This is a genomic window from Lysobacter sp. TAB13, from assembly GCF_052113885.1.
GTDB lineage: Bacteria > Pseudomonadota > Gammaproteobacteria > Xanthomonadales > Xanthomonadaceae > Lysobacter > Lysobacter gummosus.
Genome location: NZ_JBFRDR010000407.1, coordinates 1 through 360, shown reverse-complemented (window position 1 = coordinate 360; position 360 = coordinate 1). Strand labels below are relative to the sequence as shown.

General features: G+C 67.8%; 1 protein-coding gene. It reads right to left on the bottom strand.

All coding sequences use genetic code 11. The features are described 5' to 3' along the window. Positions 1-233, bottom strand: a 233-nt coding sequence (locus AB4Y92_RS26735; RefSeq protein WP_441822369.1) for an NAD-dependent epimerase/dehydratase family protein, incomplete at its 3' end; no start/stop codon positions are given. Positions 234-360: the final 127 nt, after the last annotated feature.

Sequence of the window (360 nt, the reverse complement as noted above, 5' to 3'; positions counted from 1 at the left end):
GGCCCGGCATGGGCGAGGCCGGCGAGATGGACGACATGGCGGACGCCTGCCACAGCCGGGCGCCAATCCACCGGTTCGGAGAGATCGCCGATCACCACGCGCTCGATGCCCTCATCTACGGGGCTCTCGCGCCGCTGGGCGACCCGGACGCTGTATCCCTTCGCATGAAGGCCGGCGACGACATGTGGGCCGATGAAGCCGCTTGCACCCGTAACGAGAACGCGTTCGCTCACGGCCGGATCCGCTTGCTGGCGAAGCGCCGCAGCAGCAACCCGGTCAGCATCGCCGCAAGCGCGAGACAGAGGAGCTGTTGCCAAAGCGCGGGAAGGGCGATGCCTCATCATCGCCTCCGCATTTGGA